16 protein-coding genes are annotated in these 22853 nt (G+C 67.9%); 11 read left to right on the forward strand and 5 right to left on the reverse strand.

Going from position 1 to position 22853, the window contains the following annotated elements; translation table 11 throughout:
* Positions 1-59: 59 nt before the first annotated feature.
* Entirely contained in the window at positions 60-1676 is a 1617-nt protein-coding gene (locus BN3001_RS04890) for a xylulokinase (protein WP_058270694.1), read from the forward strand.
* 154 nt (positions 1677-1830) lie between these two features.
* Entirely contained in the window at positions 1831-2838 is a 1008-nt protein-coding gene (locus tag BN3001_RS04895; protein ID WP_058270695.1) for a LacI family DNA-binding transcriptional regulator, read from the forward strand.
* 19 nt (positions 2839-2857) lie between these two features.
* Here BN3001_RS04895 and BN3001_RS04900 read toward each other — a convergent pair whose 3' ends face one another.
* Positions 2858-3877 (reverse strand): LacI family DNA-binding transcriptional regulator, encoded by a 1020-nt coding sequence (locus tag BN3001_RS04900; protein WP_058270696.1) that lies wholly within the window; start codon positions 3875-3877, stop codon positions 2858-2860.
* A gap of 453 nt (positions 3878-4330) precedes the next feature.
* Between BN3001_RS04900 and BN3001_RS04905 the strand changes: the two genes are divergently transcribed.
* Complete coding sequence (locus tag BN3001_RS04905) at positions 4331-6808, forward strand: phosphoketolase (protein WP_058270697.1); 2478 nt, start codon at positions 4331-4333, stop codon at positions 6806-6808.
* 145 nt (positions 6809-6953) lie between these two features.
* Here the strand turns inward: BN3001_RS04905 and BN3001_RS04910 are convergent, their stop codons facing one another.
* Together BN3001_RS04910 and BN3001_RS04915 are read right to left on the reverse strand one after the other, a co-directional pair.
* Positions 6954-7625 (reverse strand): amino acid ABC transporter permease, encoded by a 672-nt coding sequence (locus BN3001_RS04910; RefSeq protein WP_058270698.1) that lies wholly within the window; start codon positions 7623-7625, stop codon positions 6954-6956.
* 24 nt (positions 7626-7649) lie between these two features.
* The gene (locus BN3001_RS04915; RefSeq protein ID WP_058270699.1) at positions 7650-8603 is read right to left on the reverse strand and encodes a substrate-binding periplasmic protein; all 954 of its coding nucleotides are present in this window, start codon (positions 8601-8603) and stop codon (positions 7650-7652) included.
* Between the two features lie 259 nt (positions 8604-8862).
* Between BN3001_RS04915 and BN3001_RS04920 the strand changes: the two genes are divergently transcribed.
* The 7 genes from BN3001_RS04920 (at position 8863) to BN3001_RS04950 (ending at position 19333) form a co-directional block, all read left to right on the forward strand.
* A complete protein-coding gene (locus BN3001_RS04920) occupies positions 8863-9621 on the forward strand; it encodes an ABC transporter ATP-binding protein (RefSeq protein WP_082629996.1) in 759 nt (252 codons plus the stop codon).
* 7 nt (positions 9622-9628) lie between these two features.
* Positions 9629-12121, forward strand: coding sequence for an ABC transporter permease (locus tag BN3001_RS04925; RefSeq protein WP_058270700.1), 2493 nt, complete (start codon positions 9629-9631; stop codon positions 12119-12121).
* A 105-nt stretch (positions 12122-12226) separates the two neighbouring features.
* Positions 12227-14122: a TerB N-terminal domain-containing protein gene (locus BN3001_RS04930; protein WP_148362950.1), complete on the forward strand. Its 1896-nt coding sequence runs from the start codon at positions 12227-12229 to the stop codon at positions 14120-14122.
* Positions 14119-15540 (forward strand): ATP-binding protein, encoded by a 1422-nt coding sequence (locus tag BN3001_RS04935; RefSeq protein ID WP_082629997.1) that lies wholly within the window; start codon positions 14119-14121, stop codon positions 15538-15540. Before BN3001_RS04930 ends, BN3001_RS04935 begins: the two co-directional genes overlap by 4 nt.
* Before the next feature lie 42 nt (positions 15541-15582).
* Positions 15583-17820 carry a DEAD/DEAH box helicase gene (locus BN3001_RS04940; RefSeq protein ID WP_058270702.1) on the forward strand — a complete coding sequence of 746 codons (2238 nt, stop codon included), beginning with the start codon at positions 15583-15585 and terminating at the stop codon, positions 17818-17820.
* 415 nt (positions 17821-18235) lie between these two features.
* Positions 18236-18919 (forward strand): DUF3793 family protein, encoded by a 684-nt coding sequence (locus BN3001_RS04945; RefSeq protein WP_058270703.1) that lies wholly within the window; start codon positions 18236-18238, stop codon positions 18917-18919.
* Between the two features lie 9 nt (positions 18920-18928).
* Positions 18929-19333 carry a flavodoxin domain-containing protein gene (locus BN3001_RS04950; protein ID WP_058270704.1) on the forward strand — a complete coding sequence of 135 codons (405 nt, stop codon included), beginning with the start codon at positions 18929-18931 and terminating at the stop codon, positions 19331-19333.
* Between the two features lie 101 nt (positions 19334-19434).
* Here the strand turns inward: BN3001_RS04950 and gpmA are convergent, their stop codons facing one another.
* Positions 19435-20202: a 2,3-diphosphoglycerate-dependent phosphoglycerate mutase gene (gpmA, locus tag BN3001_RS04955; RefSeq protein ID WP_058270705.1), complete on the reverse strand. Its 768-nt coding sequence runs from the start codon at positions 20200-20202 to the stop codon at positions 19435-19437.
* Between the two features lie 126 nt (positions 20203-20328).
* Positions 20329-21795, reverse strand: coding sequence for a glycoside hydrolase family 30 protein (locus BN3001_RS04960; protein ID WP_197407455.1), 1467 nt, complete (start codon positions 21793-21795; stop codon positions 20329-20331).
* A 170-nt stretch (positions 21796-21965) separates the two neighbouring features.
* On the opposite strand from BN3001_RS04960, the gene BN3001_RS04965 reads away from it, so the two are divergent.
* Positions 21966-22796, forward strand: a complete 831-nt coding sequence (locus BN3001_RS04965) for a 4Fe-4S binding protein (protein ID WP_058270707.1) — start codon at positions 21966-21968, stop codon at positions 22794-22796.
* Positions 22797-22853 lie beyond the last annotated feature (57 nt).

A 22853-nucleotide genomic window follows, 5' to 3' on the forward strand; every position in this document is an offset into this window, starting at 1 on the left:
CCCGCACGTCCGCCGGGGCGGCCGGCATCCCTGTTCATGACGAGAGCTTGGAGACGGCAATGAGAACGGTTGAGAAGGCACGCCCGGACGCGGTCCGCGACATTGAGGGGGGCACCACGACCCTGGGCATTGAGTACGGGTCGACGCGCATCAAGGCCGTTCTCGACGACGCCGACGACAGGCCCATCGCCGTCGGCACCTTCGACTGGGAGAACAGCTTTGAGGGAGGCTACTGGACCTATCCCCAGGAGCAGCTCGTCGCGGGCATCCAGGCCGCCTACGCGGCGCTGAAGGATGACGTCAAGGCGCGCTACGGCGTCACCCTGCGCAGGCTGGGCGCCCTGGGCGTCTCTGCCATGATGCACGGCTACCTGCCCTTTGACGTCGAGGGCAGGCTGCTGGTGCCGTTTCGCACCTGGCGCAACACGACCACGACCGCGGCCGCCCGCGAGCTCACCGAGCTGCTGCGCTTTCACGTTCCCGAGCGCTGGAGCATCTCTCACCTGTATCAGGCCGTCCTCGACGGCGAGGAGCACGTTGCGCGCATCGCCTCGTTCACGACGCTCGCCGGCTACGCCCACCGGCTGCTCACGGGCGAGAGCTGCCTCTCGGTGGGTGACGCCTCGGGCATGTTCCCCATCGACTCCACGACGCGCGACTATGACCGCGCCATGCTCGACCTCGTGGATGCCCGCCTGGCCGAGAGGGGCGTGTCCCTCAGGGTCGAGGACCTCCTGCCCCGCGTCAAGGTCGCGGGCGAGTGCGCCGGCCATCTCACGCCCGAGGGCGCGCGCCTCCTTGACCCCGCGGGCGACCTTGAGCCGGGGTGCCCGCTCTGCCCGCCCGAGGGCGACGCCGGCACGGGCATGATCGCCACGAACTCGGTGGCCCCGCGCACCGGCAACGTGAGCGCCGGGACCTCGGTCTTCTCGATGGTGGTGCTGGAGCGTCCTCTCAGAGATGCCACGTCGCCCCTCGTCGACCTCGTGACCACGCCGGTCGGCGACGCGGTGGCCATGGTCCACTGCAACAACTGCACCTCGGACATCAACGCCTGGGTCGGCCTGCTCATGGAGTTTGCCGAGCTCATGGGTGTGCCCGTGGACGCGCCCGAGGCCTTCTCCCGCCTGTTTGGCGTCGCCCTCGCGGGTGACAAGGACGCCGGGGGGCTCGTGTCGCTGCCCTTCGTCTCGGGCGAGACGGTCATGGGCGTCCAGACGGGCCGTCCCCTGCTGGTGCGCGAGCAGGCCGCGCGACTCTCGCTGGCAAACTTCATGCGCATGAACGTCATGTCGGCCTTTGGGGCCCTGGCGGCGGGCAACGAGGCGCTGAGGGCGGAGGGCGTCAGGATCGACAAGCTCTACGCTCACGGCGGCATCTTCAAGACCCCGGGCGTTGCCCAGGGCATCCTCGCCGCCGCGCTCGAGGCCCCCGTCACCGTCATGGACACGGCGGGGGAGGGCGGCGCCTGGGGCCAGGCGGTGGCCGCCTCCTACATGCTCAACCGCGGGGAGCGCGAGACGCTTGCCGAGTTCCTCTCGCGACGCGTCTTCTCCGGCGTGGGGTCCAGCACCGTCGAGCCGGACGCCGCCGACGTCGAGGGCTTCAGGTCCTACCTCGCCCGCTTCAAGGCGGCCAACCGGGCGGAGCTGACGCTTGAGGGTCGCCAGGGCTAGGGCGTCCCTGGGAGACCTGCGGTTCCGAACGGCGACGGGCGCCGTGCGGCCGCGGTGGCGCCCCGTGCGCGCCATGGGAGCGGCGTCCGGTTTGTCACGACGCGCCGCCAGATGGTTAGGTATGCTGTTCATACGGGCGTGGGAAGGAAACGTGATGAGGAACGTCGGGGTCAGAGAGATCAGCCGGCAAACGGGCTTCTCTCCCGCGACCGTGTCCAACGCCCTCAATCACAAGCGCGGCGTCAACGCCGCGACTGCGGCGACGATCTTTCGCACGGCGCGCGAGCTGGGCCTAGGCAGGCACGACCACATCAGCAGCATCAACTTCGTCATGGCCCGCAAGACGGGCGACGTCTTGGACGAGGGCACCTTCCACACGGGCGTCATCAACGGCATCGCCGCCAAGGCGCAGGCGGAATGCCTCCAGGCGTCCATCACCACGTTGGAGCTCTCCGACCGCGTCGCCGCCGCCGCCCAGGTGGCCGACATCATCGGCGACATCACCACGGGCGTCATCCTCTTGGGCACCGAGATGCGCGAGGAGGACTACGACCTCTTCAAGAACCCCACGTCACCGCTGGTGGTCGTGGACGGGACGAGCGACCGGATTCCCTTTGACTCCATCGTGATGTCAAACGAGACCTCCTCGTACCGGGCCATCCGTCACCTCATCGACAACGGGCATCGCGAGATCGGCTACATCGCCGGCTCATATCGCATCCGGAACTTTCCTCTGCGCGAACGGGGATGGCGGCGGGCCATGCGTGAGGCGGGCTTGCCCATTCGGCCGGAGTTTCGCGTGGAGGTGGGCACCAAGGTGAGCACCTCGTACGAGGGCATGCGCGCCTGGCTCAGGACCAACCCCAAGCTGCCCACGGCCTTCTTCGCCGAAAACGACATCATGGCGTTTGGCTGCATGCGCGCGTTTGCCGAGCATGGCATCGCCATACCCGACGACGTGTCGCTCGTCGGCTTTGACGACCTCTCGTTTGCCACCACCGCCATCCCGCCCCTGACGACGATGCACGTTCCCAACCAGGAGATGGGGGCGATGGCGGTGCAGCGCCTCCTCGACGCGGCCAGCAAACCCAGCGCGTACTCGCACGTGCTGCACATAGGCACGACGCTCATCGAGCGTCAGAGCGTCAAGCGGCTGGGGTAGGGCGGTGTCCTGACCGTCGTCAGCACCTGCGCGGCGGGGCGACCGATGACTTTTCCACAAGTCGAGGCTCAAGGATGCGCTCGATGGCGCACGCGGGGCCGCCGTCCTCCTTGAGCCGTCCCAGCATGACGGCAAAGGCCTCGTCGGAGAGCTCGGCCACGTTCTGCTCGATGGACGTGAGCGCGGGCTCAAAGAGGGCGTCGGCCGCCGAGTTGTCGTAGCTCACGACGGAGCAGTCGTGCGGCACGCGCAGGCCGCAGGCATACAGGCGCTTGAGCAGTCCCAGGGCTATGTTGTCCGAGCTGGCAAACACGGCCGTCACGTCGCTTCCCACCAGCCTTCGCGCGGCGCGAAACGCGTCGTCTATGTAGTAGTCGGTCTGGAGCTCCAGGGTAAGGTCGGGCTCCACGCCCCGTTCGCGAAGGGCGCGCTCGTAGCCCTCAAGCCGCTCGAGGCCCGTGTTGGATCGCTTGTTGACCAGACAGGCGATGCGACGATGCCCCTGGTCAAGCAGGTAGGCCGTCGCCCGATGGCCACCGGCCTCGTTGTTGAAGCGCACCCGGTCTCCCAAGACGCCCTCGACCACGCGGTCAACCATCACGTAGGGTATGGGCAGCTGCGAGAGGGATGACACGAGGTCGTCGTCGGGCGAGAGCTCATCGGACACCACGATGAATATGCCGTCCACCCGTCGGTTGACGAGCAGCCTCACGAGCTCGGAGTCGCTCGCGGAGCTTTCCGAGTTGGTGATGAAGAGGGCATACCCATGCTCGCGGCAGCGCCTCTCGAGGCTGCTGGCAAGCGACGAGAAGAACCGGCTCTGGATGTTGGGGACGATGAGCCCCAGGGTGTCCGTGCGCTGCGTCACCAGGCTGCGGGCGATCTGGTTGGGCACGTAGCGCTTGCGGCGCGCCGCCTCCTTGATGCGGTTGCGGCTCGTTTCGGAAAGGCTGTTGGGACGCCCGTTGAGCACGAGCGAGACGGCGGTGGTGGATAGCCCGACCTCGCGCGCGATGTCCTTGAGGGTCACCTTTGCCATGGCGCCATCGCCTCCTTGGGTGAGCCTGCGCACGTAACGATGACGCGACGGCATCCGCGCCGTCCTGCGCCGTCGGCGCCTTTCTGCGGCGAGCTGGCCGCCTGAGACACTGAGGGAGGCGCGAGCCGGCGAAGGGGCACAGGACGCATGTGTTGGGTGACCCCCCTTACTCACTCATTACGCGCGAGGTTCATCTTTTACGTAAGTAAAACGTTTTACTCATTATACTGGTGACGAACGAGACGGCGCAAGGTGACAAGCGAGGCGACGCAAGCGGATCGGCGGCAAGCACGTGACCGGGCAGCGCGCCACACGAAGCGCGAAACGGGCGCCACGCGAAACGCAAAACGGACGTCGCACGCACCACGCCGTCACGACATGCAGGACCACCGCATACGCAGGCCACCATCACGCACGCGGCGCCGCCGCGGGCTGAGAACAAAGGAGACACGCATGACACAACCCGTTCTTGGGACCCCCTGGCACAAGCTCAACGATCCGGTCGACGCGGACGAGCTCAGTTGGGTCGATCGCTATTGGCGCGCCGCCAACTACCTGTCCGTGGGTCAGATCTACCTCAGGGACAATCCTCTGATGCGCGGCGACTTCTCCCGCGAGGACGTCAAGCACCGCCTCGTGGGCCACTGGGGCACCACCCCCGGCGTCAACTTCCTCTTTGGTCACGTCAACCGTCTGATCCATGACCACGGCCAGAACACGGTCTTCCTCATGGGCCCCGGCCACGGCGGGCCTGCCGGCACCGCCCAGAGCCTGCTCGACGGCACCTATGCCGAGACCTACCCCCTCATCACCGATGACGAGGCCGGCCTTCAGAAGTTCTTCCGGCGCTTCTCGTACCCCGGCGGGATTCCCAGCCATTACGCGCCCGAGACCCCCGGCTCCATCCATGAGGGCGGGGAGCTGGGATACGTTCTTTCCCACGCCTATGGCGCCGTGCTCGACAACCCCAGCCTCCTGGCGGTCGCCGTGGTGGGCGACGGCGAGGCCGAGACCGGCCCTTTGGCCACGTCCTGGCAGACCAACAAGTTCATGGATCCGCTCACGGACGGCATCGTCCTGCCCATCCTGCACCTCAACGGCTACAAGATCGCCAACCCCACGATCCTTGCGCGCATCTCGGACGGCGAGCGCGACGAGTTCTTCCGCGGCATGGGCTACCATCCCTACAACTTCGTGGCGGGCTTTGACGAGGAGGACTTCCCCTCCATCCACGCTCGCTTCGCGGCGCTCCTCGAGGCTGTGTTCGACGAGATCTGCGCCATCAAGCGCCGCGCCGCCGCCGGCGACGCGAGCCGCCCGTTCTACCCGATGATCATCTTCCGCACGCCCAAGGGCTGGACCTGCCCAAAGGAGATCGACGGCAAGAAGACCGAGGGCAGCTGGCGCGCCCATCAGGTGCCCCTTGCCTCCGCGCGCGACACCCAGGCGCACTTTGAGATCCTGCGGGGCTGGATGGAGAGCTATCGCCCCGACGAGCTGTTTGACGAGGCGGGCGCCATCCGTCCCGAGGTCCGTGCCTACATGCCCGCGGGCGAGCTGCGCCTGGGCGCCAACCCCAACGCCAACGGCGGCGTCATCCGCGGCGAGCTCAAGCTTCCGGACGTCCGCGCGTACGAGGTGCCCGTGGCCGAGAAGGGCCATGGCTTTGGCGCCACGGAGGCGACCAAGGTCCTGGGCGAGTACACGGCCGAGCTCATCAACGCCAACCGTGACAGCTTCCGCATCTTTGGTCCCGACGAGACGGCGTCCAACCGCCTCCAGCCCAGCTACCAGGTCACGGACAAGCAGTGGTTTGGCGGCGGCGTGTACGACGACCCCGCCAACGACGAGCACATCTCGCCCGTGGGCAACGTCATCGAGCAGCTCTCCGAGCACCAGTGCGAGGGCCTGCTCGAGGGCTACCTCCTCACCGGGCGCCACGGCCTCTGGTCGAGCTACGAGTCGTTCGTCCACATCGTGGACTCCATGGTCAACCAGCACTGCAAGTGGCTCGAGGCCACGGTGCGCCACATTCCCTGGCGCAAGCCCATCTCGGGCCTCAACATGGTGCTCTCCAGCCATGTGTGGCGCCAGGACCACAACGGCTTCTCGCACCAGGACCCCGGCTTCGTGGACATCCTGCTCAACAAGAGCTTTAACAACGACCATGTGGTCAACGTCTACTACCCGGCCGACGCCAACCTCCTCCTTGCCGTGGGCGAGCGCGCCTACCAGTCAACCAACTGCGTCAACGCCATCTTTGCGGGCAAGCAGCCCGCGCCCACGTGGCTGTCGCTCGACGACGCCCGCGCCGAGCTCGCGGCGGGCGCGGCGGAGTGGTCCTGGGCGTCCAACACCGCAGAAGGCGAGGAGCCCGACATCGTCCTGGCCTGCTGCGGCGACGTGCCCACCCAGGAGACCATGGCCGCGCTCGACCTCCTGGACGGCCTGGGCGTCAAGGTCCGCCTGGTGAACGTCGTGGACCTGCTCAAGATCCAGAACGTGTCCGAGAACGACGAGGCCCTGTCGGACGAGGCCTTCACGAGGCTCTTCACGGCCGACAGGCCCGTCCTGTTTGCCTTCCACGCCTATCCCGGCACGGTGCGCCGCCTCATCTGGGAGCGCCCCAACCACGACAACTTTCACGTCCACGGCTATCAGGAGCAGGGCTCCACGACGACGCCGTTTGACATGCTGCGCCTGAACGACATGGACCGCTGGGCGCTGGCCGCCGACGCCCTGCGCGTCCTCGACGCCGAGCGCTGGGCCGACCAGATCGCCGCCTGGGAGCGGTTCCGCCAGGAGGCCTTCCAGTTTGCGGTTGACAAGGGCTATGACCACCCCGACTTCACCGACTGGAAGTGGCGTGACGCGAGCGACGCCGGTCAGGTGACGAGCGCCACCAAGGCCACGGGCGGCGACAACGAGTAGTGACGGACAGAGGTCCCTGCGAGGGGCCTAGGGCTGGCAGGCAGCCTGACCAGAGGGCAGCCTGAACAGAGGAGGGGCCGCCGGGGCTAACGCCCGGCGGCCCCTTGCGTCATGCCCGCGCGGCCCCGTCCTGCGGCCCCTTGCGTCATGCCCGCGCGGCCCCGTCCTGCGGCCCCTGAAGGCGTCTCTCCAGCCCTCTGCTCGCGGCCACGAGCGCCATCACGATCACGTAGTACGCGAGCGCCACCACCACAAAGGGCTCAAACGCACGGTAGGTGAGCGCCTGCACGCTCTGGGCCGCGCGCATCATGTCCATGAGGCCGATCGTGGCAACGAGCGAGGAGCCCTTGAGCACGGTGATGACCTCGTTCACGAGGGCCGGGGCGACGGAGCGTAGCGCCTGGGGGATGATGATCCGTATCATCATGGGCACGTAGCCCATGCCCAGGGCCCGTGCGGCGTCGTACTGACCGGCGTCCACGCCCTCGATGCCGCCGCGCACGGTCTCGGATACGGTCGCCGAGCCGTTGAGCCCCAGCGTGAGGACGGACGCCTCGACCATGCCTATCTTGCATCCCGTGAGCTGCGGCGTGGCAAAGTAGGCAATGAAGAGCAGCACGATGAGGGGGACGCCCCTGAAGACGGAGGTGTAGAGGTCCAGCGCCAGGCGCAAGGGGCGGCACGGCAGGACCTTGAGCACCGCGATGCAAAATCCCAGGAAAAAGGCGAGCGCGAGCGAGAGGCCCGTCACCTCAAGGGTCACGAGCAGCCCGCGCGCGAACAGGGGCTCATAGGGCTGTAGGATCGTCAGGTCCATGCCTGTCGTCGCGAGCCCGCGCGGCTAGTTGGAGCTGCCGGACCCGCCGACGGTCGATGTCCCCATCTCGTCCGGCGCCGCGTCGCCCCAGGTGAAGTCGGCTCCCACGTAGGTTTCGATGAGCCTGTCGATCGTGCCGTCGGCGATCATGTCGCCTATGCAGCCGTCAAACGCCTCGACGAACGAGGCGCCCTTGAGGGCCATGACGCGATAGACGCCCACGTAGTCCTTGGTCTCGGCGCGGTCCAGGAGCCCGAGCGACAGGCCCGGGTTGGCCTTGACCATCGCCTGGCCCTCGGCACCGTCGCACACGTAGGCGTCGATGCGGCCCGACAGCACCTCCTGCAGGCACTGGTCGCCCCCGTCATAGGTGTGCACGTCGGCGTCGGGCATGACGGAGGTCACGAACTTGTTCTGCACGGTTCCCGTGGTGCAGGCGATGCTCTTGCCCTTGAGGGCGTCAATGCTCGTGACGGCGTCGCCGTTGGCGAGGACGCCCACCCGCGGCTGGTAGTAGCCGCGGGTGAAGTCATAGGTCTTCGTGCGCTCCTCGTTGGCGGACATGGCCATGGTGAAGGAGCTGTCGCTGGACTGCACGGAGGCGAGGGTCGCCGCGAAGTCCTGCGCCTCGAAGTCATAGCTGAAGCCCAGGCGCTTGGACATCTCGTCGGCCACGGCGATGTCGAGCCCCTCGACCTTCTGGGTGCCGTCCTGCTGCAGCTTGAGGTAGCGATAGGGCGCAAAGGCGTCATCGCCCACAAAGGTCAGATGTCGGCCCGAGACGTCCGAGGACGTCGCCGCGCCGCCCTGCGGCTCCGCGCCGGAGCCTTGCGCGCCGCCGCACCCGGCAAGCGTAAGGGGCGCAAGGCTCGTTCCCGCCACGACGAGGCCAAGGAAGGACCGACGACTCATGGGCCGGCGCCCCCCGTCGCACGTGTTCTGCGTCCCGCATCCGCTTACGCCATTGCTCCAGGTCATACCAATCTCCTTGCCAAGCTGTGCAGCCATTGATGACAACCCTAGTCTACACATATATGCGGCCTTGGAGAAACGTGCGCGGCATGCATGCCCAGCCTCTTGAAAGGGCGTCGATTCTTCCGCACGCAAAAATAATAGTTAGCCACGCTTTACATCTTGCGCCCAATAAAGTAAACCTAGACTAATAAATGTTCGGGCGGCGCACAATGGCCGTCGGCCCCGTCATGGGCGCGTCGCGTCTTGGTGGCAGGTGATGCAGATGACAGGTGAGGTCAGCAAAGGGCGGACGTCGCGCGACGTCCCCGCAGGGCCCTCGGCGGGCTTTCTGTGCGTACGTGGGCTCTCCAAGGGCTACGGGCAGGGAGACGCCCATGCGCAGGTGCTCGACGGCATTGCCGTGGACGTCTTGCGCGGGGAGGTCTGCGTGCTCTTTGGTCCCTCCGGGTCGGGCAAGTCAACCTTTCTCAACCTGCTGGGGGGCCTGGAGCGCGCTGACGCGGGGAGCATCGACGTCGCTGGGCAAGACATCTGTCGGCTGTCCAGTCGCGAGCTCCTTGAGTATCGTCGTCGCGAGCTGGGCTTTGTCTTTCAGTTCTACAACCTGGTCCCCGACCTCACGATGCGTGAGAACATAGAGGTCAACGCGCACATAGCGGACGACCCCCTGGACATTGACGAGCTGCTGCGCAAGCTGGGGCTCTGGGAGCACCGCGGCAAGTTTCCCAACCAGGTCTCGGGAGGGCAGCAGCAGCGCTGCGCCATCGGACGGGCCCTGGTCAAGAAGCCGGGCCTCCTGCTGTGCGACGAGCCCACCGGGGCCCTTGACTACAAGACGTCCAAGGAGATCCTCGAGCTCATGGAGAGGGTCAACCAGGACTACGGCACCACCATGGTCATCGTCACGCACAACGAGGCCATACGTCTCATGTCCCATCACATCCTGCACCTGCGTGACGGCAGGATCGCCAGCGACCGGCGCAACGACCGGCTCGTGCCTGCTGCCGACCTTGAATGGTAGTCGGACCATGGCCTCCGTATCCCCTCTCGCCAAGCGCCTGCCCCGCGAGCTCGCGCACAACCCCGGCAAGTATGCGGCGCTCTTTTTGCTCATCTCGCTCACCATTGCCGTCATCTCGGGGTATCTGGTGGCGTCCCGCTCCATCGAGCGCGTCCTCGCCAACGACAAGGCGAGCTGCCGGCTCGAGGACTACTCCCTTTGCACGCAGTTCGAGGCGTCTGACGAGGCCCTGGCCGCCGCCGAGGACGTGGGCCCAGGCAGCCGGATCTACCGGAGCTTCTATTCGGACGTCGCGCTGAGCGCCACCGGAAGGGACGCCGCCGCGCGCCAGGAGGGCGCCACGAAGGACGTCTCGGCCACCGTGCGCCTGTTCAAGAATCGCGACGAGGTTGACACGGCCAGCTACGTCGATGGCTCGGCGCCCGTCGCGGACGACCAGATAGCCCTCTCGCGCACCTTCTGCGACAACAACGGCTTGCGCGTGGGCGACACGGTCCGCGTCTCCGGCCGCGAGCTCACCATCTGCGGCCTCGTCGCGCTCCCTGACTACCAGGCGCTCATGGTCAAGAACACCGACCTGATCTTTGACGGCCTGACCTTCACGGTCGCGCAGGTGACGCCTCAGGCGTTCGATCGGCTCAAGGGGTCGATCACCTATCACTACGCCGGCATCTTCGACGAGCGGGACCTCTCGCTCAAGGAGCGTGACGACCATGAGCGGGACGTGGTCAAGGCCCTGTCCGACCACGGCGCGCGCGTGACGGAACTTCATGACCGCACGGACAACGCCGGGCTCACCTATGCCGACGACGACCTCGTGGGCGACCAGACCATGTACGCGACGGCGGGCGTCATCCTGCTGGTGGTGGCGAGCTTTGCCTTCGCGGTGCTCACCGACGCCACCATCGAGGGGGAGGCGCCCGTCATCGGGACGCTTCTGGCCTCGGGCTATCGCAAGGGCGAGCTCGTTCGCCACTATCTTGCGCTGCCGATGGCCGTGGGCGTCATGGCCGCCGCGGCCGGCAACCTGTTGGGCTATGTCGTTCTGACGAGGCCGTATGCCACGCTGTACTATACCTCGTACGATCTTCCGCCGTATCAGACGTTCTTCTTTCCCGAGCTGCTTGCGACGACGACGGTCTTGCCGCTGGCGATTCTCCTCGTCATCACGTTCGCGGGGGTCATGCGCAAGCTTGGCGCCACGCCTCTGGCCTTTCTGCGCGGCGAGGTGGGTCACAACTCGCGTCGCGGCGGCCTGCCGCTGCCCAGGGCCTGGGGCTTTGTCAGCCGTTTTCGCGCCCGCGTCCTTCTGCGCAACCTCTCTCACTTTGTGGTGCTCTTTGGGGGCATCCTGTTCTCGAGCTTCGTGCTCGTCTTTGGGAACATGATGCTTCCCACGATCAGGCACTCGGGCGAGCAGGCGGCCAGGACGATTCCCGCAGGCCACCTCTACCTGCTCAAGGCGCCGCTCGAGATAGACGTGAGCCAGGAGCAGCAGGACGGCGCCGCGGCGCTCAAAGAGCTGCAGGACCTTCAAGACCCGGCCCGCGAGCTGTCCCGCGAGCGCTACCTTGACCTCATGCGCCGCTCCTCCCTCACCGCAGACGACCCGCGCGTGCGGGCGGGCCATCCCCTCAACAGCAGGCATAACGCGCCAAAGGACGTCAGCGAGGCCGAGAAGTTCTCGGTGATGACGCTGCGCGTCCCGCGCGCGGGGTCATCTGGCGAGGAGGAGGTGAGCGTCTACGGCATTCGCGTCAACTCCTCCTACTGGAGGTTTGACGTGTCCGGCGGAAAGATCGTCATGGGGCGGGGCCTGGCGTCCAAGTGCGACGTACGACCTGGCTCGCAGTACACCTTCAGGGACCCCTACGCCGACAGGACCTATACGCTCGCGCCCGACGTGATCGCGGGAAGCGACACGGACATGAACGTGTACATGAGCCAGTCAACCTGGGCGGAGGCGTTTGAGCGGGACAGGGACGAGTTCAACGGCTACGCCTCCGACAAGAGCCTGTCGCTTGACGAGCGCTATGTGGCGGGCGAGCTGACGCCCGCGCAGGCGCGCAAGGCGGGCGATCAGATCGTCACCTCGATGGGAAACATCGGGCGCATGCTCACCGGTCTGGCCGCCGTCGTGTCCCTGCTGCTCATCTATCTGCTCACCAAGACGGTCATCGACCGCTCCGCCCGCTACATCAGCTACATGAAGGTCTTTGGCTATCACGAGTCCGAGATTCGCAGGCTCTACCTGCGTTCCATCACGATCGCGGTCGTGACGTCCCTCGTCCTGACGATGCCCCTCGCGCTCTGGCTGGCCGAGCGTCTCATGCGCCGCGCCTTGGCGGACTATCCCGGGTACCTGCCCTTTGTGGTGCCGCCGCCCGTCCTCGCCCTCACGCTGGGGATGGAGCTCGTCGCGTACGCATTGGTGGTGCTCCTGCATATGCTGCACATACGAAGGGTCCCTCTCTCGGAGGCGCTCAAGGTGCAGGAGTGAGACGGCCATCCGCGCGGCGGCCATCCGCGCGGCGGCTCGCCCCCTGGCGCGGCATGCTCTATACTTTGACCAGAACATGCGTACGTATAGGGAGAGGACTCTCTCGTGCCACGGGCCGACGAGTTGATCCAACAGCTTATGGCCAACCTCAGGCCGGCGCAGGCGGAGGTGCTCAGGGGCCCGACCTATCAGGACGAGCCCATCCTGCGTACCGGCAGGCAGTTGCTGAAGGCCTCCCGCGAGCGGGCGTCTTGGGACGCGGCCCGGGGTGCGGGAGGGGCGCCCGTGCCCCGGGCGCGCGGAGGGGGCGTCGCTAACGCCTGCGCCGCCGCGCCGTTTGGCCAAAGGCCTCGTCCGTCGTGGCTGGCGCCTTCGCTTGCGCAGGCGTCCCCATCCCCGTCGGTCGATCTGCCTGACGACCTGCGCAGGATGCGCGCGCTCGCCCGCGGGCGGGGGCAGGACGGGCGCTGCCACGGGGGCGCCGCGCTCTTCTACCGACAGGCCGCCCTCATGGCGGCCTATGAGGACGACCTGCCCTTTCATGGCAGCTTCGTGAGCTACTATCCCACGTACGAGGACCTGCCGGACGCGGTGCTGCGCGGCTACTTCACCTGGAGGGCGCTCTTTCGCACAGGCGAGCTTCCCCGGGCGCCCCTCACCTTCGTGTTCATCCATGCCTACGAGCTCATCTGTGGCGTGGGGGCGGCTCCGGGCGCAGCGACGCTGCACGAGCTCGGACGGCTGTTCGAAGGCTATGGCCAGGCGGCGGAGGGCGCGGCGCTCGGGCGGTATCTGCCGCGTTGGATGCGAGACTATGCGGTCTATCACGAGCTGTCCGCCGCGGACGTGCGCGCCGCCCTGACCCCGGAGGCGTCGGGAAGCGTGACGGGAGAGGGGCGAGGCCTTCTTTCGTCCGTGAGCGTCCTGGCGCGCGCCCAGTCGGCGCTGCTCGCGCAGGAGCGCGGCGGGCGACCCGTGGGCTGGGACGACGTCGCGCGTGCCCAGGACGCCGTCGCGCCCGACCGGGCGCTGCCCTCGCGGAATGACCTGGTACGGGCGCTGGACGCCGCGTCCACCTACCACATCCTCAGGTCCAGGGCCATGCGGCTCCATGGCGACGTCCTGGCGGACGTCCTGCCCGCCGTGTTCGCCCGCCTGGTGGACCACTGTCGCGTGAGGCGCAGGACCAACCTCGTCGAGGGGCTGTTCGGCGCGCCCGTCACGCATCCGTACCTCATGTTCTCAGCAGCCGTGTTCTGGGAGGCCGCGCGTCATCCCGACGCGCGCGTGAGCCTGCCGTCGGGGGAGGTCTTCGCGTGCCAAGACGGGCGCTGGACGCTGCGACGGCCCTGCGAGGCGCACGCCCCCAGTCGCAAGCTGGGGGCGGTCCTGCATGCCGTCGACGTGGCCCTGCGCGAGAGGACGGGCGACCTTCCCGCCCTGAAGCCCAGGGCGACGCCCAAGTTCGTGCAGAGGATCATCGAGGACGAGATGGACGCCTGCCTCTCCCGTCGCACCGCCGCCCGTGCGGCTTGGGTGACGATCGACCGCGGGGCGCTCGGTCGGATTCGCGCCTCGGCGGGGCGGACGAGGGAGGCGCTGCTGACCGACGAGGAGCGGGAGGAAGGCCCCTCACGGCCGGTCGTCGCGACCGCTTTCGCCCCGTCCGCTCTCGGCAACGAGCCGAGCCCGGCCGTCGCCAGCGAGGCCGCCTTTGGCCCGGCTGCCCTCGGTACCACGTCGAGGCCGGCCGCCCCCGAAGGCGGCGCCGTGGCCCTCTCGCCCACGCAGCGCCGGATCGTGGGCGCGCTGCTTCGGCAGCCGCCCGACGATGACGCCCTTTGCGAGCTGGCGCGGGAGGGCGTCGTGATGTCGCTCGAACTTGATACGATAAACGAGGCGTTTCTGGACGTCGTGGGCGACACCGTCGTCGCCTTTGACGACGACGCGCCCAGGCTCGTGGAAGACTACGTCGATGAGGTGAGGGAGCTGCTGTCATGAGGGGTGACAAGGATGTCACGCTCGGCGCCGGGGGCGCGACGACCAGGGGCGCGGGGCCAGGGGCGACGTGCGCGGCGCCGGGAGCCGCGCACCCCCGCGTTCCTCGCCGCATAGCCACGGTGATCGTCAACTCCCTCAAGGGGGGCGTCGTGCCGCGCATCGGCCTGCCCTACATCACCGTGGGGCGGGAGCCCGAGATCAACGCCCTGCTCAGGGACCTTGCCATCGTGGCGGATGGCGGGGCCTCGTTTCGCTTCGTGGTGGGGCGCTACGGCAGCGGCAAGAGCTTCTTGCTCCAGACCATTCGCAACCATGCCATGGGCAAGAACTTCGTCGTGGCAGACGCGGACCTCTCGCCCGAGCGCCGCCTTCAGGGTGGCAGAGGTCAGGGGCTGGCCACCTACCGCGAGCTCATCGGCAACCTGTCCACCAGGACGCGGCCCGAGGGCGGCGCGCTGACGCTCATCCTCGACCGCTGGATCTCGGGCGTGCAGTCTGAGGTGGCGGCCGCGGGCACGCTGCCCGACGACCCTCGCTTTGCCGACGAGGTGCGCAGGCGCATCTTCGTGGTGGTGGACCGGCTGCACGAGATGGTGCACGGCTTTGACTTCGCGAAGGTCCTCGCGGCGTACTTTGACGCCCAGCTCGCGGGGGACGACGACACCAAGGCCAACGTGGTCCGCTGGTTTCGCGGCGAGTACCGCACCAAGGCCGAGGCCCGCGCCGACCTGGGCGTCAGCGTGACCATCGGCGACGACGACTGGTATGACTACATAAAGCTCCTTGCGTGCTTCCTGCGCCAAGCGGGGTACGAGGGCCTGGTGGTGCTCGTTGACGAGCTGGTCAACCTGTACAAGATTCCCAACGCTATCAGCCGTCAGTACAACTACGAGAAGATCCTGACCATGTACAACGACACGCTGCAGGGGCGGGCGTCGCACCTGGGCGTCATCATGAGCGGCACGCCCCAGTGCGTGGAGGACCGCCGGCGCGGCCTCTACTCGTACGAGGCGCTGCGCAGCCGCCTGACTCAGGGGCGCCTTGGCCGGGAGGGCAGGGTGGACCTCATGGCGCCGGTCATACGGCTGACGCCGCTCGCGCCCGAGGAGCTGCTGGTGCTGGTGGAGAAGCTCGCGGACATTCATGCGGGGCTCTTTGGCTACGAGCGGCGCCTGGGCGAGGACGACCTGGCTCGGTTCCTCGAGCTGGAGCTCTCGCGCGTGGGGGCCGAGACGCTCGTGACGCCGCGCGAGGTCATTCGCGACTTCATCGAGATGCTCGACATCATGTGCCAGGATGCCGACGCGACCGTGGAGGGGCTCCTGGGGTCGGGGGTCCTCAGAACGCTGGCGAGCCCGGACGAGAGGGACGCCGCCGGGCCGGACGCCGCCGCAGGGTACGCCGAGTTCACCATCTAGCGGGGACCGTCGCCGCCCATCTTGACCAGAAAGGCCCGTGCCATGCCGGACGTTCGCATCTTTGACCGTCTCGCGCCGTTCGTCCGCGAGTTCGTGTACGAGCACGACTGGGAGTCGCTGCGCGCGATTCAGGTGGCCGCCGCCGACGCCATCCTCAACACCGACGCCAACGTGCTGCTCACCTCCGCGACGGCCTCCGGCAAGACCGAGGCGGCCTTCTTTCCCATCCTGACCCAGCTCTGGGAGAGACCGTCCCCCACGGTGGGCTGCCTGTACGTGGGGCCGCTCAAGGCCCTGATAAACGACCAGTTCTATCGTCTTATGGACCTCTGCGAGCAGGGCGGCGTCCCCGTGTGGCACTGGCACGGCGACGTCTCGTCCTCGCACAAGGCCAGGCTCATGAAGCACCCCTCGGGCATCCTGCAGATCACGCCCGAGTCCCTGGAGGCCCTGCTGCTCCGTCGTCACGCCGCCATCCCCAGCCTCTTTGGCGACCTGCGCTTTGTGGTGATAGACGAGGTTCACTCCCTGCTGAGGGGCGACCGCGGCGCGCAGACGCTCTGCCTGCTGGAGCGCCTCTCGCGCCTTGCGCGGGTGAGCCCGCGTCGCGTCGGGCTTTCGGCCACCATCGGCGACGCCGAGGCGACGGCGCGAATCCTGGGGGCGGGCACGGGGCGGCCCACCGTGGTGCCCCAGGTGCGCGAGGCGGGCCAGACCTGGCGCCTTTCCATGGAGCACTTCTACACCTCGGGCCCGCAGGCCGCCAGTCAGGCGCCCATCTTGCGGGAGCCGGCGCCTCCTGCGCCCGACGTCGACGGTCCCCCTGCGCCCGCACTGGCGGACCCTGGCCTCGCCTACGTCTTTGAGCACACGCGCGGCAGAAAGTGCCTTGTCTTTGCCAACTCGCGCGAGGAGTGCGAGGCCGTCACGTCCACCCTGCGCTCATACTGCGAGGCAAACGGCGAGCCCGACCGCTTTCTGATCCATCACGGCAACCTCTCCTCGAGCCTTCGCCAGTCTGCCGAGGAGCTCATGCGAGCGGATGACCTGAGCCTCACCACCTGCACGACCTCCACGCTCGAGCTGGGCATTGACATCGGGCGGCTGGAGCGGGCCTTCCAGATGGACGCCCCGTTCACGGTCTCGGCCTTTCTGCAACGCATGGGGCGCACGGGGCGGCGCGGCCAGCCGCCCGAGATGTGGTTTGTCATGCGCGAGGACCAAAGCGAGCCGCGCAGCCTCCTGCCCGAGCGCCTGCCATGGAAGCTGCTCCAGGGCATCGCCCTCGTCCAGCTGTATCTGGAAGAGCGCTGGGTGGAGCCTCCCCGCGAGCGGCGGCGCTTCTACAGCCTCCTCTATCACCAGACCATGGCGACGCTGGCGGCAGACGGCGAGCAGACTCCCGCCAGCCTGGCGGCACGGGTCCTCTCGCTGTCGCCGTTTGCCAAGGTCAGCCTTGACGACTATCGCGTCCTGCTGCGCCATCTCGTCTCCACCGACCAGATAGAGCGCACCGAGACCGGCGGGCTCATCGTGGGGCTGGCCGGGGAGCGCGTGGTCAACGACTTTCGCTTCTACGGCGTCTTCGTCGAGAGCGAGGAGTACGCCGTGCGCTCGGAGTCCCAGGAGCTGGGCACCGTCGTGCAGCCGCCGCCGGCAGGCGAGAAGCTCGCCCTTGCCGGCAGGGTCTGGATCGTGGAGGAGGTCGACCACAAAAAGCGCCTGGTGTACGTGACGGAGGTCAAGGGTAAGGTCCCCGCCTACTTTGGCGAATGCCCCGGCGACATTCACACGCACGTCCTCGAGCGCATGAGGGAGGTGCTCAGGGAGCCGCGCGACTATGCCTACCTGCGCGACAACGCGCGCTCACGCCTGGGCGCCGCCCGCCTTGAGGCACGCGAGGGCGGCGTGGCGGAGCACCCCCTCGTCAACCTGGGCGGTGACACCTGGGCCCTCTTCCCCTGGCTGGGAACCTACGCGTTTCTGGCGCTGGAGCGCCTGCTCAAGCTCAGGATGCCGGCCAGCCTGGGCATCAAGGGCGTGGACGCCTGCCGTCCCTACTACCTGCAGTTTAGGATGGCCGCAGGAAAGGATGAGCTCGTGGGGGCCCTGCAGGAGGTCTTCTCGGCCACTATCGACCCTGCGTGTTTGCTCTTTCCCGGCGAGCTTCCCGTCTTTGACAAGTATGACGAGCATCTTCCCCCAAAGTTGGTGCGCAAGGGGTTTGCCGAGGGCGTCTTGGACGTAAACGGGGCTCGGGAGCGCGTCCTGGGGTGGTAGCGGGCCCGGACGGACCCGCGCGGCGGGAGCGCAAGGCAACCAGGCGAAGCTGTACTCGCGGACGTCAAAGAACGTAACGACGAGACGTGCCTGCCCCTGCGCCACCCTGGAGTCGGTCGGCGCGTGCGTGCCGTCTTGATGGGCGCCCCTTGTTGTGGAGGACTCATGGATAAACGCAGGGGATGGCGCCTGCAGGGCGTTGGGGCTTGCAAAAAGTAAGTCATGGTTTACATTGGTCTTGTAAGTAAATGCTAGTTAACTTTTACGACCTCGTTTTCCCCTACCTGGTGCGGCGGACCCTCTCCCCGCCGCGCACGGGTCCCAAAGCGCCGCCAGCATCCCCCTCTCCCGTGCTGGCGGCGCATCTTGTCCCCACGGCTCCCGCCAAACGGGAGCGTCACGTCGAGGAGGTCACATGAGCGGGCGCGAGGCCATGACCGTGTGCTGCACGCCGATGCCGATCGCCGGGTGCAGCGCCTCTCAGAGCGCACTCTGCCACGCCTTTGCCCGCACCTTCGTCCGGTCGGCCGCAGGCGTCATAGGCGGGCAGAAGCCTGCGGCGCTGTTCTCCCTGAGAAGCGCGTCGGCGGCCTCGCCCTCCCGCGAGCTCGCCGAGGTCATCGACGTCTACGCGCGCGAGCTTGCGCGCTACGGGCTGGTCCTCCTTGCGCTGGAGCGAGTTAGGGACCGGGTCATGTTTCTGGCCTACAGCGAGCGTGCCGTGGCCCAGCTGCTCACGCGGCCCGAGAATCGCAGGCTGCTTGCGGCGTACCGTCACCCCACGCAGAGCCCCGCAGGCCTCATGGGGTCGCTGGCCAGGCGGCTCGCCGCCTACTACCGGCGCGAGCGCACGGACTTTCCTCATGAGCTGGGCCTGGTCCTGGGCTATCCGCTGGAAGACGTCAAGGGCTATCTGCATGGCGGTCAAGAGACCTGCCGCGGCCCCTGGCGCGCCTACGGTGACGAGGCCGCCGCCCGCCGGCTCTTTGAGCGTCTGGAGCGCTGTGAGGCGCAGCTCAAGCGCCGCTACGCCGCAGGCGCCTCATTGGCAACGCTGCTTGCCTCTCGCAAGCATGCACCTGGTAGCACGTCGTTCTGAGGAGGAAGCATGAGCAAGGTGGCAATCGTGTACTGGAGTCAGACGGGCAACACGCAGGCCATGGCCAAGGCCCTCGCCGAGGCCGCGTCCGCCGACGTCTTTGACGTGGCGGATTTTTCGGCCGACATGGTGGGAGCCTACGACGCCCTGGCGTTCGGCTGCCCTGCCATGGGCAGCGAGGAGCTTGACCCCGACTTCGAGGAGGTCTGGGACGCCTGCGTCCCCCGCCTGGGGCAGCGGCCCGTCGCGCTGTTCGGCAGCTATGACTGGGGGTGCGGCGAATGGATGGAAAGCTGGGTCTCGAGCGCGGAGGACGCCGGGGTCAACGTGGTGGGAAGCTGCATCGTGCACCTTGAGCCCGAGGCAGACGACCTGGAGGAGCTTACCGAGCTGGCCGGGCGCCTCGCGGGGTAGGGGCGTGAGCGGCACGCCGCGTGCCGTCAGATGACGCGAGAGGCCTCCGCCCGATGGGCGGGGGCCTCCTTGTCGCTTTGGCCTACGTGCGCTCGGCGAGGTTACTTCTTGGCCTTGCCCTGGTTGGCCACGGCCTCGATCTTCTTGGCGATGGTCTCGGGGTCGCCGATGTAGTGCTTGTCGATGACGTTCCAGTCCTTGTCGAAGGTGTAGGAGCAGGGGACGCCGGTGGGAATGTTGACCTCAAGGATCTGCTCGGGCGTGAGGTGCTCAAACTGCATCACCAGCGCGCGCAGGCTGTTGCCGTGGGCGGCTATGAGGACGCGCTTGCCGGCCTCGAGCTGAGGCTTGATCTCCTGCTCAAAGTACGGCCAGGCGCGCGCGATCGTGTCCTTGAGGCACTCGGTGTAGGGAAGGTCCTCCCGCGGGACGTCGCGGAACATCGCCTGGGTGTGGGGATCGCGCTCGTCGCCGGCGCTAAGCGCGGGCGGCTGGATGTCAAAGGAGCGGCGCCAGATCTTGACCTGCGCGTCGCCGTGCTCGGCGGCGGCGTCGGCCTTGTTGAGGCCCTGGAGGGCGCCGTAGTGGCGCTCGTTCAGACGCCAGGTCTTGTACACGGGCAGCCAGGCGCGGTCCATCTCGTCGAGGACGATGTTGAGGGTGTGGATGGCGCGCTTGAGCAGCGACGTGTAGCACACGTCAAAGTCAAAGCCGCCCTCGCGCAGGGCCTTGCCGCCGGCCGCCGCCTCGGTGCGACCGGTGTCGGTGAGGTCCACGTCCGTCCAGCCGGTGAAGAGGTTCTTGAGGTTCCACTCGCTCTCGCCGTGGCGCACGATCACCAGATGCATACGTCCATCGTTCTCGGCCATGGTGGCTCCTTTCGTCTTGGAACTCGCGTCTTGAGTCCGTCGAGTCTGAGGCTTTCGCCCGGCGGGCGGGCAAGAGCCGCATGCTGCCTCTATTACAACACCTTTTGGCCCACATGGGCCAGAGAATCAGCGCGTTCCCGGGGGCGGTCCTGACGCGGCGCGGGTCGCGGGGCCGTAGACCCCCTCGAGCACCAGCGTGGTGATCGAGCGAGCGGGCAGGCTCAGCGGCGCGCAGCGCGAGGGGAGGTCGCGCGTTCCGGCGATGCAGAGCTTGTGGAAGGCGTCCTGCCCCCTGCGGTTGAGAAGCACCACCACGAGGCTGCCGTCCTCGTTGACCGCCGCCGTCGCCTCCACGTCGTCCGCGCAGCGCGAGACGAGCGCCACGCGTGCGCCCGGCCTCACGAAGCGCGTCACGTGGCTGACCCAGGCGAGCGTGTCCGTCAGCTGCAGCCCGTCCGCGCACGTTCCCCCGAAGCCCCCGCCCGTCGTGTCGAAGAACGCCGCCGCCGCGCAGTAGTTGCCCACGTGATTGGGGCCGCCCCTCTCGTCAAGGAGCATGTTCCAGTCCAGCCAGGCGCCCACGCCCGCGTTGAGGTCTCCCAGCAGGTCATGGGCATAGTGCTCGGCTGCGGACAGCTCGTCGTCCGCCGAGAGCCCGCGTCCGGAGCCGCAGAAGGCCTCGCAGGCCTCGGTGGCGAGGAGCTCCTTGTGCGGCCAGGTGTCGCGTACGTGACGGACGGCCTCAAAATGGTCGCCGGCGTACCAGTGCAGGGCGAGCCCGTCAAGGGCGTCGGGGTTGTCGGCGTCCTCAAAGGCCGTGCGCGCCCGCTCGACGGCCCGCTGCTTGTTGTGGTCCCAGCCCAGGATGCGAACGCGGCCCAGGCCCCGGCGCTCCAGCGCGGGTCGGAGCGCCTCCGCCGCAAAGCGAGCCTCCTGGCGGCCGTCCATGAGGCACGACTCCCAGGTTTGCACGGCCTCGGGCTCGTTCTGCACCGTCAGGCGTGTCACGGGGAGGCCCCGCTCGCCCATATGCTCCACGTAGCGGGCCATCAGGCCTGCCCAGCGCTGATGGAAGGCAGGCCTCAGGCGACCGCCGAACGTTCGCCTGAGCGTGGTCTTCATGTACGCGGGTGGGCTCCAGGGCGTGGCGACGAGCTCAAGCTCGGGCCGTCTGTCCCTGATGCGTCTGAGCACAGGGACGATGCCGGCGTCATCTGCGGAAAAGTCCAGACGCCTGTTGCCCGCGTCCAGCAGGCCGCTGTGATAGTCATAGGGCGCCGTCGAGAAGTCACAGCTCATGATAGGTGTGCGGCAGAGCGTGTAGCCTGCGCCGTCAGGGCCGAAGCAGGCGTCGAGCAGCCGCTCCTGGGCGTCTTCGGGCATGCCGGCAAAGACGTGCGCGCTCGCCTGGGTGACGGCGACGCCAAAGCCCAGGACCTCCTGGTGCAGGACGTCGGGATACACCTTGATGAGGTTGGTCTCGGCGCCGTCGTCGGGGGCGAGGGCGAGGACGGACGGGCGCAGGTGGTCGGCATGTTGCGACTGATAGCGGCGCATCGTCGGTGCCGCAGGCGGCTGAGGAAAGAGGCGCATGTGACTCCCAAGGGGCGAGCGTGGGCAGGGGGCACGGGGCGTTGGCCTGAGGCTCATGGTAGCAGCCCCGCCGGCCGACGACGCGCCGAGCGGGCGAGAGGCTCGCGCTACACTGCCACGAGAGGGGCCGCCGCGCCGTGACCCCATCGTCCAGCCTCGGGGGAGCAGCCATGAGCCTTGCACAGCCGCAGCGTCTGACCTGCCTGTTCTTTAGCCCCACGGGCGGCACCAGGGAGCTTGCGCTCTCCGTTGGCAGGGCGCTCGCCGGCAAGCTTGGCCTGGGAACGCCAATCTCGGACTCGTTCACCACGTCCCGCCAGCGTGAGAGGGACCGTCACTTCTCGGCAGACGACCTGGTGGTGGTCGCGAGCCCCACCTACGCGGGCCGCGTGCCCAACAAGATCCTTCCGGACTGGCGCCGCGCGCTCGACGGGGGCGGGGCACGCGCGCTCGCCCTCGTGACCTTTGGCAATCGCAGCTTTGACAGCTCGCTGGCAGAGCTCGTGAGCGTGCTTGAGGAGGCGGGCTTCTGCGTGGCGGGGGCGGCCGCCATCCCCACGCGCCATGCCTTTGCGGACATCGGCCTTGAGCATCCCACCCAGGCGGACGACGATGCGATCAAGAAGCTCGTGCGGGGGGCCGCCGCCGCCGTGAGGGGTCTGCGGACGCTCGATGCGTCCGCCGTCGGGCTTGGCGCGGTGGGACCCTACTATGTGCCGCTCGGCCTGGACGGTGCGCCGGCAAAGTTCCTCAGGGCCCTGCCCGTCACCGACCTGGGGCGCTGCGACCGCTGCGGCATCTGCGCCGCCGCCTGCCCCATGGGCACGATCCCGGCGCAGGACCCCACCGCGGCGGCGGGCGTCTGCATCAAGTGCCAGGCCTGCGTGCGCCTGTGCCCCCAGAGGGCAAAGTCGTTCACGGACGCGGCGTTCCTCTCGCACAGGGCGTACCTGGAGCGGAACTACCGGCGAACCGCCGAGCCGTTCGTCGTCACGGGATAGCGGCAGGGCGCGAAACGAGGAGGCGCCCCGCCGCGGCCGACGAGGCCAGAAGGGATG

The sequence above is a fragment of the Olsenella massiliensis genome (assembly GCF_001457795.1).
Classification (GTDB): Bacteria; Actinomycetota; Coriobacteriia; order Coriobacteriales; family Atopobiaceae; genus Olsenella_F; species Olsenella_F massiliensis.

Excerpts from the sequence above, each read along its gene's own strand:
- BN3001_RS04965 (WP_058270707.1), top strand. The coding sequence starts at position 21,966 with ATGAGCCTTGCACAGCCGCAGCGTCTGACCTGCCTGTTCTTTAGCCCC.
- BN3001_RS04950 (WP_058270704.1), top strand. The coding sequence starts at position 18,929 with ATGAGCAAGGTGGCAATCGTGTACTGGAGTCAGACGGGCAACACGCAG.
- BN3001_RS04935 (WP_082629997.1), top strand. The coding sequence starts at position 14,119 with ATGAGGGGTGACAAGGATGTCACGCTCGGCGCCGGGGGCGCGACGACC.
- BN3001_RS04890 (WP_058270694.1), top strand. The coding sequence starts at position 60 with ATGAGAACGGTTGAGAAGGCACGCCCGGACGCGGTCCGCGACATTGAG.
- BN3001_RS04945 (WP_058270703.1), top strand. The coding sequence starts at position 18,236 with ATGAGCGGGCGCGAGGCCATGACCGTGTGCTGCACGCCGATGCCGATC.
- BN3001_RS04910 (WP_058270698.1), bottom strand. The coding sequence starts at position 7,625 with ATGGACCTGACGATCCTACAGCCCTATGAGCCCCTGTTCGCGCGCGGG.
- BN3001_RS04915 (WP_058270699.1), bottom strand. The coding sequence starts at position 8,603 with ATGACCTGGAGCAATGGCGTAAGCGGATGCGGGACGCAGAACACGTGC.
- BN3001_RS04905 (WP_058270697.1), top strand. The coding sequence starts at position 4,331 with ATGACACAACCCGTTCTTGGGACCCCCTGGCACAAGCTCAACGATCCG.
- BN3001_RS04925 (WP_058270700.1), top strand. The coding sequence starts at position 9,629 with ATGGCCTCCGTATCCCCTCTCGCCAAGCGCCTGCCCCGCGAGCTCGCG.
- BN3001_RS04960 (WP_197407455.1), bottom strand. The coding sequence starts at position 21,795 with ATGCGCCTCTTTCCTCAGCCGCCTGCGGCACCGACGATGCGCCGCTAT.
- gpmA (WP_058270705.1), bottom strand. The coding sequence starts at position 20,202 with ATGGCCGAGAACGATGGACGTATGCATCTGGTGATCGTGCGCCACGGC.
- BN3001_RS04895 (WP_058270695.1), top strand. The coding sequence starts at position 1,831 with ATGAGGAACGTCGGGGTCAGAGAGATCAGCCGGCAAACGGGCTTCTCT.
- BN3001_RS04940 (WP_058270702.1), top strand. The coding sequence starts at position 15,583 with ATGCCGGACGTTCGCATCTTTGACCGTCTCGCGCCGTTCGTCCGCGAG.
- BN3001_RS04900 (WP_058270696.1), bottom strand. The coding sequence starts at position 3,877 with ATGGCAAAGGTGACCCTCAAGGACATCGCGCGCGAGGTCGGGCTATCC.
- BN3001_RS04920 (WP_082629996.1), top strand. The coding sequence starts at position 8,863 with ATGACAGGTGAGGTCAGCAAAGGGCGGACGTCGCGCGACGTCCCCGCA.